The organism is Dyadobacter ginsengisoli DSM 21015, from assembly GCF_059568735.1.
In genome coordinates this window covers 38,928-50,311 of record NZ_JCANTY010000014.1, presented here as the reverse complement: position 1 = coordinate 50,311, position 11,384 = coordinate 38,928, and the positions used below count along the sequence as shown (strand labels likewise).

Here is an 11,384-nt window from a genome sequence, read left to right as displayed (position 1 = left end):
AACACCCTTTGAACCGGGCATTGGATTTATTCAGCGGAGGGCCAGAACCCATTGATAATCTCAACGGTACGGTCCACCAGCACCTGGCCTCCCTCCGCTCCTACCACATTGCTCTGACAAACGGCGCTATACCCCCCGCCGGCCACGGCTTTGGCAGAAGGCAGATAAGTGCCCGGGCCCGTCAACTGTATCACGAAAGTCTGAACGGCTTTGCTGCGTGCCTGTATCCTGATCCCATAGTCTGTAAACAGTTCAAACTGATTGGTACAAACAGCCACATCCCCGATCCTCAGCACATGGATCTCACTCTCATACATCGGGTTTTTCTTGCCTTTTTGCGCCTCATAACGTTTAAGTACATCACCAAACCATGTCATTTTTGCATACAGGTCGCCACTCTTTTTAGGATCGGCTGCGATCTGTGCGGCACAATCCTCCTGTACTTTTTTGGATTCGTTAAATTCAGCTTCCGTAATGATACGCATCGGCAGGTCCAGTTTTTCCGTTCTGTGCGCAAAAGCAATATCCGAATGCCGGTCGTCCTTTACAATGTCGTAAGTTTCTTCTGCTGCCCGCACTACCCGCGCAACAATATCGTCCATCCTGGTTTTGTTCGAAAGCTTTTGCATACGGGCTTCTCCGGCTTTGCGGTACATGCTGTGAGGCGACTGATCACCAGCCGCACCGATCCAGCCCATCACATTGAGCTGCGTTCCGAAACGCTTTTGTAAAGCCTGACGTACCGGATGCCAGTAGTCTGCATTCACGCTGGTTCTATGTTCAAATTCCTGTGCAGGGCAGGCAACATCTATGCTCATAGCGATCAGTTTCCCCTTTAAATCCCAGAAAAACAGTGAATTCACATCATGGTCTTCATACCCTTCCAGGTTCTGGAAATCGGCCCGGTTTGTTTTCCCGTACATCACGGTAGTCCCGTCTTTATAAACCGCGCGGCGGTTGTAGCCTACTGCAGCACGGTTCTGGCCCCAGGTGACACTCCCCTTGCCCCGGCTAACCCATGCTTTTGCGATGGCATCAGCCACCCTTCTGGCAAACAGATCCCGGTAAGTTTTTACCTTCGGCACGTTGGCAGGGATAGGATATACGAACGAAGACTTTTCTTCATCGTCTTCGAGCACTGGCGCGGTATGCGTGTGTGTAGCGCTGATGATGATCTTATTGACATTGAAACTCGGCAACAGCTTTTTAACCTCCGCACGCAATTCTTCCCTTAAAATCGCAGGGATCAAAATCAGGTCGCAGGAAACGAAGACTGCAGTGTCGAGCGACTTATTTCCTTCTTTGGATTCAATGACAACGACACCGGCGTACAACGGAGTCTCCGCCGTTTCGGCGACCCGGAGATTAAACTGTCCCATTAATGCCACCGGGAGTTTGGGACTGATATCGGCAGTTGCCGAACCGACATAGATCTCCGAAGCATTGGCACCTCCTGCGCAACAGCACAGAAAGAGATAGCCCGCGACCAGAATTTTTCTGAAATGGCGGAGAAACCCTGCGTTGCAAGGCAAGTTGGTCTGATCCATATGATTGGGTTTAGGATTAGTGATTATTTATTTCTTGAGTGTATTGCCCGTATCCCGGGAAAGGCTATTTGATCTCATTAAAAAGTTTCAGGATCTCGGCAACAATTTTCCTGGACGCTTCCTTTTCTACCCGGTTGGTACCAGGCCAGGTTTCATAACCGCCGAGCAAATGCTGCTCCGGTGTCGGCAGGTATCCGTAGCACCCGTTGGCAAGTTCTATTGTAAATGTTGGCTTAAACGGGCTTTTTGCCTTGATCTCCAATCCTATCTCCGTGAAAACTTCAAAGGGTATGGCAGCAATCCCGACTTCTCCGATATGGAAGGTCTGCATGGTTGCGCTGATAAAATCCGGCCACAATTCATGCATCGCTATGGTGCGTCCGGCATAGGTTTTTTCCAGCGGATGATCGGGTTTGATGTTGTCGGGTCTGTCGTTGATCCTTCTGGCTCGGGCCAGCATCTGTGCGGATGGTTTTCTGACTGCCAGTTTCAGCTGCGACTCCGCGGCTTTCAGGAGTACCCAATCTTTATACTGTACCTTATTGTATACACGCAATACTTCGTTGGCTACGTCATTGGCTACAATTTTCATTTTTGCATAAGCCGGATGGTTTTCAGCAGGTCCCCGGAAATTAATGTTATTGACATCCCCCGAAGTACCGTTGGTCATCATGGCCACGAAAGGGACCTCCTGCCGGTCGGCTTTCAGTAATTCCTGAAGTCGGTCGGCAAATACGGCAAAATAGTCTGCGGAAATGTGGTCCTTGGGTACCCCGCCAACATAATGCAGGGAGTAATTAGCCAAAACTGCCAGCGGCCGGCCACCTGCCGACTGGACCGAGAGAAATGAAACTTCCGGATCTGTGGGACCGGCGGGTTCCTTTTTATTGGCGTTATTCACACCCGGGTTGAACTGCACCTGATCCATTTCTCCGAAAGGATTGGACACTTTTTCTTTCATAATCCACCTACGGTTGAACACATGCTGAGGTACACTGCCCACGCCCCAGCCAATACGGGCAGGTTCCAGGTTATGAATGGCAATGCGCACACCGTCGGCCATCCGCCTGGCGATAAACTGCTGATAGGCATCGAGTGGTTTCTCCAGGCCCGGTTTTCTTTCATTGAAATCCCCGCTTGCGCTTATTCCGGAATGGGTATGGGTGGATGACATCAGGATGTTTGCCAACGGGATTTTTGTTTCCTCGTGGACCATTCGCCGGGCGTGATCGAAAACCTGGTGGGTGATGCCCACATTATCCGAGATCACGAATGCGAGGCGGGTCTGGCCGTCGTCCAGGACAAGACTGCGGGCGTGCAAATCGTCGTGTACATACATGGCCGGAGGTGGATTCCCAAAATTCCCGACGATACCTTCGCCCAGCGGAGGCGTGATATTTGTCACGGATGCGCCCGCCTTAAAAACCTTTCCCTGGCTGATACCGGAAGTTGATAAAAGGCATAAAAACAATGTCAGCAATGCGCCGGCATACAGTTTAAAAAACGCAGTAGTTTGTTGTAAAGCCATCGCTGATGATGAATTTTGATGTAAATATTGGATCGGATTTCCAGGCTGTTACGGATAAAAACCGTTGATCACTTCCACGGTCCTGTCCACCAGCACCTGCCCACCCTGCGGGCCGATCAGCGAACTGTGGATCACAGCACTATATGCTCCTCCGCGCACCGCTTTTTCAGTCGGCAGGTACGCGCCCCAGGCGGGACTTCCGGCCAGCTGTATGACGAACGTCTGCAGCGCCTTGCTGCGCGACTGAATGCGGATGCCGTAGTCGGAAAAAAGCTCAAACTCATTGGTACAGATCGCTACATCCCCCAGCCTGATCACGTGTAATTCCATGTCATAAACTGGTTTCAGATTTGTCTGCTGTTTTTTATGTCTGTCCAGGGTTGCTTCCTGCCATTTCATCATACGATACAGATTGTCAGCCACTTTCGGATCGGCGGCAATCTGTTTTTGTGCATTTGTAACAAAAGCATTTGCCTCAGTATAATCCTTCTGGGTTACAAGCCTTTCCGGTAAAGGCAGCATTTCGGTCTTGTGTTCCAGAAGCAGGGTCGAATGCCTGTCATCTTTAACAGCGGTATAGGCTTCTTCCACTGCCACCACAATACGACGGGCGATCTCCTCGGTTCTGCTCAACTTCCTGAGCTCGCGCATGCGGTCGTCGGCTGCCTGACGATAGCGGATATGCGGGGTAAGGTCGCCGGCCGCGCCAAGCCATGCTATCACGCAGATATCCTTTCCAAACCGTTTCTTCATCCCTTCCCGAACGTCATGCCAATAATCTGCATTTACGGCATAACGTCCTTCAACTTCCTGAGAAGGACTGGCTACACCGATTACTGTGGCAATAACCTTTCCTTTTTTATCCCAAAAAAACAGGGTATTGATATCGTGGTCCTCCGATCCTTCCAGGTTCTGAAACTCGGGCAGATCGGTTTTGCTGCTCATGCCGGAAGTACCGTCGGAATAGGATATGCGTCGGTTATACCCGGCTACTGCATAGCTGAACCCCCACGCCACGCTTCCTTCGGCCCGGTTGTTCCAGGCTGCGGCAATTCCGGCTGAAACCTGTTTTACAAAAAAGGCACGATAGTCGCGTACCTGCGTCACACCTTCTTTGGGAATCGAATATTCACCTTCTTCGGCCAGCACCGGCGCAGTGTGGGTATGGGTTGCATTGAGAATAATTTTGCTGATATCCATGTCGGGTATCTTCTTTTTCACTTCCTGCCGCACTTCCCGGATCAGGTCTGTGGGGATATACAAAAGATCACAGGAAACCATTATGGCGAGGTCGGCAAGTTGTTTGTTCCGCCGCGTTTCTAGTACCAGTACGCTGGCAATGATCGGGGTTTCGGCCTTTTCTGCGATACGCAGGTTAAACTGCCCGGTTACGGCAACGGGCAATGCCGGGGTGATATCGACAGTCGCCTGCCCTACATACAGCAGATCGTTCGCCTGTGATTTTGATGAAAAATGAACGTAACAAAAAAGGATCAGGATCAATTTAAAAGAGCATTTCATTACGTCAGGGCCAAAGTTTATTAATCATTTGTACTGTCCGGTCAGTCAGGAGCTGTCCACCCTCGGGGCCGACGCGATTGCTCTGGATAATGGCTGAATAATGTCCTCCCCGCACCGCTTCTTTTGTAGGTACATAGGTACCGGGACCAACCAGCTGCAGAATAAAGGTTTGCAGCGCCTTGCTCCGGGATTTCATTTGTATACCAAATTCCGTAAATAACTCAAAAGGATTGGTACACAAAACAATATCCCCGATCCGCACCACATGTACTTCCGCCGTATACATCGGCCGGGGATTTTTTTTCTGGTCATCAAACCTTGTCATCACCTCTTCATTCCATGCAATACGCCTGCTAAGCTGAATTGCCCTTACAGCATCATTTTTATCTTCATCCCGCATTTTCTTTGCGGTCTCATATTCCTCAGCAGTTACAATTCTGGCTGGAAGCTGGAGATCTTCCACGGTGTGGTTGATGATCGGGGATTTGTGACGTTCATTCTTTACTGCCGCATAAGTCTCCTTTACCGAGTTAACTACCCGTCGTGCGACTTCAGCGACGTAATCATCACTTGAAAGGTCCGTCTTCCTGTATTCAGTAGCCAATTTCCTGTCGCCCTTTATTAATTCCATCATCCTTATTTCTGCTGCCTGGCTGTACATAGGGCGGGGCGTCTGGTCACCCGCAGCGCCAATCCATCCCAGCACGCAGAGATCCTTACCATATAGTTTCCGGAGTGAAACGCGGACCGGATGCCAGTAATCCGCATTGATCGTGGAGCGGGATTCTACCACCTGTGCCGGACTGGAAATATTAATGCAAGCGCCGATCAGCTTTCCCGATTCGTCCGAAAAAAAGAGTGTATTGATACTCTGGTCTTCAAATCCTTCAATGCCTTTGAATTCCCGGCTATCGGTGTTTCCATACATTTTGGCCGTTCCGTCGCGATACACCGCCCGGCGGTTGTAGGCCACCTTGGCATAACCCAGTCCCCAGCTTACCTTTCCAGGCTTCCTGCGGGCCCATGCTTTTTCAACTGCGCCGGCTATCTGTCCTGCGATAAAATGCTGATAGCTTTTTACCTGTGTAACTTCCTTGGGCAAGGTATACCATCCATCCCGGACAACCGCTGCGGTATGCGTGTGGGTGGCATTGATAATGATTTTGCGGGTATCAAAGCCCGATATTTTTGTAGCCACCAGCTGCCTGATCATATCCCTTAATTCCGTGGGGATCGTTACCAGATCACACGAAATCAGCACGGTACTATTGATCGACTTTCCCTTGTCCCGAGAATCCATCACAATAATATTTGCAGTCAGCGGTGTTTCAGCCACGGTCGCAATCCGGACGTTCATCTGACCATCCAGTGCAGCGGGTAGCTCAGGCGTGATATCCACCGAAGAGGTTCCAATGTACAGATCAGCGGCTGGCGTTCCAGCGGCTGGCGCACCGGCGGCCGATGCGGCAGCCGCTAATGCACTTCTACCCGTGAGAATTACCAGTGCGGCGATGATTGGGAAAAGGGCTTTCTTTATCATGTTTTGGTCAATGGGTGAAGCGATCGCCAGCCGAAGCCCTACCAGCCCGGGTTCTGGGTTAATTTCGGGTTCAGCGCTATTTCTTGTGTCGGCAATGGATACAGATACAATTTATCCACCCATTTTCTTGTAAAGCCCGGATACAGAACGCGGTTGCTTCCCGTTGCAGGGTCACGTGCGCCCTGATATGTTTTTACATTGTCCAGCAATTTACCTGCTTTCCAGCGCACAAGGTCGTCCCATCTTTTGCCTTCTGCAGCAAGTTCAAGTCGTCGTTCCCGGCGGATTTCATTGATCAGCGGGCTAACAGCCACCTCCCATTTTGGCCAGGCCGGATCTACAAATCCTACTTCTACTTTGAGGGCTGGCATTCCAACCCTCGCCCTGATCAGATTCACTGATTTATCCAATATGGCTTGCGTAGCTTCTCCCAGCTCGGCCTTCGCTTCTGCATAGCTGAGCAGGATTTCGGCATATCGGAAAACAAAGTCATCTACTATACATTGGAGTTGCAACCTGTCGCGCTCGTAAGGTGAAAAGCCTTTGAGAATATAGTAGCTTGTGGGCGAATAGTTGTTGTCGAACTCGGGCATCGGCCGGAATTCCTTTGAGCCATTTTCATAGATACGGTACACCCTGTTCTGCTGATAAACAGACTGCTCCATGCGGGGATCGCGGTTCGTAAATTCCACGCCGAACGTAGCATCTCCTTTGTACAACGGGCTCAGGGAGATGGGCAGCCCATCTGTGCAGAGGTACGATTCCACAAAATCTTTGGTAAACCCCGTGTGCGGTTCGCCAAGCTGACGAACGTTGTTATGCATACGTTTATCGGCAAGAAAACGCTGTATCATGATTCCTTCCTTATTTCCTTTCAGTTCATATTGAACAAAAAGGTCGAAGTAGTCACTTTTGGGATTTCCTGTAGAATACAACGCGAACATGCCTGAATTGATAATGGTTTCAGAAGCCGCAACTGCCTCTCTGAGCAAAGCCTCATGGCCTGCAAGCTTATGGTACTTCCTGAAAGTACCTTCGTAAAGGCATACTTCCACTTTGAATGCTAGGGCGGCGAATTTCGTAAGCCGGTCGGCGGCAGATGTTTCCGGAAGGTTGGCAATGGCAGCATCCAGGTCTTTCAGGATATTCGCAGTAACCGTTTCCCGGGAGTCGCGGGCATAAAACAGTTCTTCCGAGTCAATTTGCAGCACATGTTCCAGCCAGGGTACATCACCGTAGCGTTTTACTTTTGCAAAATAGTAGAAGGCCCTGAAAAACCTGATCTCTGCCTCGGCGGTCGCCAACGCAGCGTCCTTGGTCATGGTAGCGATATAATCGAGCGCATAGTTGCAACTGCGTATCCCTAGCCAGTCGCCCTTTGCCCAGCCTCCGCCGGTTGCCGGAACCGTATATTCGTTCCAGGCATAGGCTTCCCGTGCACCAGGCCCCTGATTGTCGGTGATGTTGTCTCTTTGCCAAATGTAGTTGGGGTCTTTCAATACCGTGTAAAACTGATTGGCATACATCTCCACATCAGCGGCTGATTTCCAGTAACTGGCGTCATTTATCCTGTCCTGCGGATACTTTTCCAGGAAATCGTTATTGCATCCCATAACCATGAACACAGAGGCAAGTATTACAAATGAGTACTTTATATTTTTCATCTTGATAGGCTTTTTTAATACAACAATTAGAACCCAATATTTGCCCCTACTGAAAATGCCCGGCTCAAAGGATAGGACATTGCGCTCGACTGCTCCGGATCTGAGATCCTGATCATTTTAGTGGTTTCCCAAATGTTATTTCCCGAGAAATAAACCTGTACCCTTTTCGCACCCACTTTCTGGGTAATGATGGTCGGTATAGTGTAGCTCAGTGTCAGCTGTTTCAACCTCAGATAGGCTGCATTCTGCATATATCGGGTCTGGGCGGTCGTTACATCCGTTCCTCCGGTAATGAGTGGCCGGGGAAAATAGGCATCACGGTTCTCCGGTGACCACCAGTCTGTTCCTATTTTGCCCTGCACGCCCCATTCGTCATTATATTGGTTTACAAAATAGTTTCCTGAAATAATCATGTCACGTTTTGCAACTCCCTGGAAGAACAGGTCCAGATCGAAACCTTTCCAGGAAACATTGGACCTGAATCCATAACTGTAACGCGGCGTATTGTTACCGATCACCAGCATATCGCCATGATCTTCAAGCGTTTGCTTGCCTCTTGTAATTTTACCATCACCATCCTGATCCACAAAAAACAAGTCACCGGCTTCACGTTTTCTCCCGCTGATCTGTGTCTGATCCAGCGTCAGCGCTTCCTCATCCGACTGGAATATACCTCCTGTTTCAAGTCCCCAAATCTCACCAACATTCCGGCCTACATAGTTATCAGAAATGATCCCCGACGGGTTACTGAACTTGGTGATCTTCGCTGAGTAATCCGACAGCAAAAGGGTTATGCCGTATTTCACCTGGTTTATATTATGGTTCCACGAAACGGTAAAATCAAATCCGGTCGTTTTCATATTTGCAGCATTGGCCTGCGGCTCGTTCACTGCCAGAACAGAAGGAAGTGTCTGCGATCTCGTCAGCATATTCTTGGTATCCCGGCGGTACACGTCAAACGACCCGCTCAGTTTATTCCCAAGAAGAGAGAAATCCAGTCCAAGATCCTGCTGAATTACTGTTTCCCAAGTCAGTGTGGGACTCACAAGGCCCGGGGCTGTCACAGTCATTGGATTTTCCCCATTCATCAGGTATCCCGCCAGTCTTGTGGAATAAGTTGCGATATACGGGTAATATCCCGATACGTTCTGGTTTCCAAGATTACCATATGAAGCCCTTATTTTCAGCATGTTGACGGTATTTCTGAGGGATTTGAAAAATCCTTCGTTATCCACGCGCCAGCCCACCGATACCGATGGAAAAAATGCAAAACGGTCCTTTTTGGGGAACTTGGAACTTCCGTCGTAACGTCCGTTGAATTCGATCAGGTAGCGGTCGTCGTAGCTATAGTTCAGACGGGAAAACGCGCCTCTGATGGAATATTCCGACAACGAGTCAGCGGCAAACCTTTCACCATAGGCCAGGTTCATAAAAGGCATACTACCCACGATCAGTTTTTCCCGTGATGCCGAGAAAAATCCGTAAGTCGCATTTTCCTGGTTGAAACCTGCCATTGCCTTCACATAATGCTTGCCACTGAACGTGTTTTCATAATCCGCGTAAGCATTAAAAACCGAATATCTGGTGTTGTAATTGCTGCGGGTCACAGAACTTGGGTTGGTGTAGGGATAATAACCGGCAATTCCTTTTCTGTCATACATGGGAAGCTGCTTGCGATAATCGAGCTCTTTGGTATCCTTGATATTGAAGGAATAATCCATATTGAAAGTCATATGCTTGACGGGCGTCAGCTTAACAGTACCCGTAAGCCAAGAATCCATGATATCGCGCTGGCGGTAGCCACCTTCCTTGTGCATCTGCAGCACGTTAGGCACCGACCCGATTGACGCATAGTTCCCATCGGGCAGATAAGCCGGCCAGTTTGCCCAGGAATGCACCTGGAACATATTCCGGCTTTCGTCGAAGTTATTGCTCCTGTCATTGGGAGGATACACTTTCTTGCTGTTGTTAACGGAAATCTTGCTGCCTATGCGGATCCACTTGGCGATATCATAGTTAAGGTTGGTCATCACGTTGTAGCGTGTATATCGCTCATCAAAATTCTTAGGGATACCGTCGGCCCGGAAGTAAGCCACAGAAGTGTAATAGTCGAACTTATCGGAACCACCTGATACTGTGGCGTTGTATTGCTGCATGGGGTAGCTGTCCCTCAGGAGCAATCTCGGCCAATCTGTATTGGATGAAAATGCGTAAACATTCGGGGATTCATTCGGGTGCTGGAATGTTTCCGGCTGGCTCGGATCGTTATAATGGGCAATGATCGCCTTTTCATAAAACTCATCGAACTGATAATAGGGCCTGCCGTTGACACGCATATTCGCGGTGTTCATATAAGTCATCCGTTCCATGGCATCCATCGTCTCAAACTTCACGACCGGCTTGTTCGTAGAGTAGTTCATAGACAATGTTACTTGTGGCCTCATTGATTTTTTACCGCTTTTCGTAGTAATCAGCACCACTCCATAAGCGGCACGCGCACCATAAATCGCAGCGGATGCGGCATCTTTGAGCACCGTTACATTTTCGATATCATTGGGATTAATAAGGTTAACATCCATAGGGATATTATTTACGAGTATCAAAGGCCCTCCGCCGCTGATAGAAGTATTGCCGCGGATGTTAAATGAAGCGCCGCTACCCAATGCACCGCTGCTCTGCGTAATATTCAGGTTTGAGACAGTTCCCTGCAATGCCTGCCCCACGTTTGCAACCGGCCGGCTCTCGATGACTTCAGAACCCACATTAGCTACCGCACCTGTCAGGTTGATTTTTTTCTGCGTACCATAACCTACTACCACGAATTCTTCCAGTGCTTTTGTATCACTGCTCAGGGATATGTCCACTACGGTTTTCGAGCCAATCAGGATTTCCTGGCTGACGTACCCGACAAAAGAATAAACCAGGCTCACTGCACCATCGGGTATATTGATCGAATAGTTTCCCTTCACATCTGTCACCGCCCCCACGGTAGTTCCTTTGATGAGTATGTTCACACCCGGCAGTGGCTCACCCTTTTCCGATTCTGTTATTCTTCCGGTTATAACCCTGTCCGGCACCACTGCACTCCCAACTACGGCGGTAACCTTCAACGCGGAAGCGATACGGTCCGACAGGTCAAAGCCCTTTAGTTCAATTTTTGGCAAACCGGATTCGTTCAGAACAGGCTGCTTCTTTTCTTTTTTCTCTGAATCTTTCTTTTTTGTAATAACAAAACCTCCGGTGCTTGTCTTCTTATATTTAAGACCAAGCGGTTTCAGTAAATTTCCCAGGCTTTGCTCCACACTCTGGTCCAGCACTACTGCGTCAGAAGACACTCTGTAACCTTCCACCAGATGATCAAAATAAAGTATATCTACTTTATAATGCGTTTTGAAATCCTGCAGAACATCCTTCAGGCTTTTAAAAGAAGGTTGGATACTTACCGGACGCGGCTCTTTCTGTACACTGGCGATAAGCTGAGAAAATCCCGGCTGCATGTTACAGCATAAAAACGCCATCAATACAAATGATTGTATCGTTTTTTTCATAAGTGACTAAGGTTTTAGATAAGAGGTTTAGGAATA

At 49.1% G+C, this 11,384-nt stretch carries 6 protein-coding genes; all 6 read right to left on the bottom strand.

The genetic code is table 11. The features are described 5' to 3' along the window. Window positions 1–26: 26 nt before the first annotated feature. Window positions 27–1,547 (bottom strand): hypothetical protein, encoded by a 1,521-nt coding sequence (locus BP71_RS35805; protein ID WP_496386485.1) that lies wholly within the window; start codon window positions 1,545–1,547, stop codon window positions 27–29. A 64-nt stretch (window positions 1,548–1,611) separates the two neighbouring features. After that, the gene (locus tag BP71_RS35800) at window positions 1,612–3,075 is read right to left on the bottom strand and encodes a neutral/alkaline non-lysosomal ceramidase N-terminal domain-containing protein (RefSeq protein ID WP_496386484.1); all 1,464 of its coding nucleotides are present in this window, start codon (window positions 3,073–3,075) and stop codon (window positions 1,612–1,614) included. A 48-nt stretch (window positions 3,076–3,123) separates the two neighbouring features. Continuing rightward, entirely contained in the window at window positions 3,124–4,596 is a 1,473-nt protein-coding gene (locus BP71_RS35795) for a hypothetical protein (RefSeq protein WP_496386483.1), read from the bottom strand. Between the two features lie 4 nt (window positions 4,597–4,600). Next, window positions 4,601–6,136, bottom strand: coding sequence for a hypothetical protein (locus BP71_RS35790; RefSeq protein WP_496386482.1), 1,536 nt, complete (start codon window positions 6,134–6,136; stop codon window positions 4,601–4,603). A 38-nt stretch (window positions 6,137–6,174) separates the two neighbouring features. Continuing rightward, the gene (locus BP71_RS35785) at window positions 6,175–7,800 is read right to left on the bottom strand and encodes a RagB/SusD family nutrient uptake outer membrane protein (RefSeq protein WP_496386481.1); all 1,626 of its coding nucleotides are present in this window, start codon (window positions 7,798–7,800) and stop codon (window positions 6,175–6,177) included. Window positions 7,801–7,826: 26 nt separating this feature from the next. Beyond that, window positions 7,827–11,348, bottom strand: a complete 3,522-nt coding sequence (locus BP71_RS35780) for a SusC/RagA family TonB-linked outer membrane protein (protein ID WP_496386480.1) — start codon at window positions 11,346–11,348, stop codon at window positions 7,827–7,829. Between the last annotated feature and the right edge of the window lie 36 nt (window positions 11,349–11,384).

Excerpts from the sequence above, each read along its gene's own strand:
- BP71_RS35805 (WP_496386485.1), bottom strand. The coding sequence starts at position 1,547 with ATGGATCAGACCAACTTGCCTTGCAACGCAGGGTTTCTCCGCCATTTC.
- BP71_RS35800 (WP_496386484.1), bottom strand. The coding sequence starts at position 3,075 with ATGGCTTTACAACAAACTACTGCGTTTTTTAAACTGTATGCCGGCGCA.
- BP71_RS35795 (WP_496386483.1), bottom strand. The coding sequence starts at position 4,596 with ATGAAATGCTCTTTTAAATTGATCCTGATCCTTTTTTGTTACGTTCAT.
- BP71_RS35790 (WP_496386482.1), bottom strand. The coding sequence starts at position 6,136 with ATGATAAAGAAAGCCCTTTTCCCAATCATCGCCGCACTGGTAATTCTC.
- BP71_RS35785 (WP_496386481.1), bottom strand. The coding sequence starts at position 7,800 with ATGAAAAATATAAAGTACTCATTTGTAATACTTGCCTCTGTGTTCATG.
- BP71_RS35780 (WP_496386480.1), bottom strand. The coding sequence starts at position 11,348 with ATGAAAAAAACGATACAATCATTTGTATTGATGGCGTTTTTATGCTGT.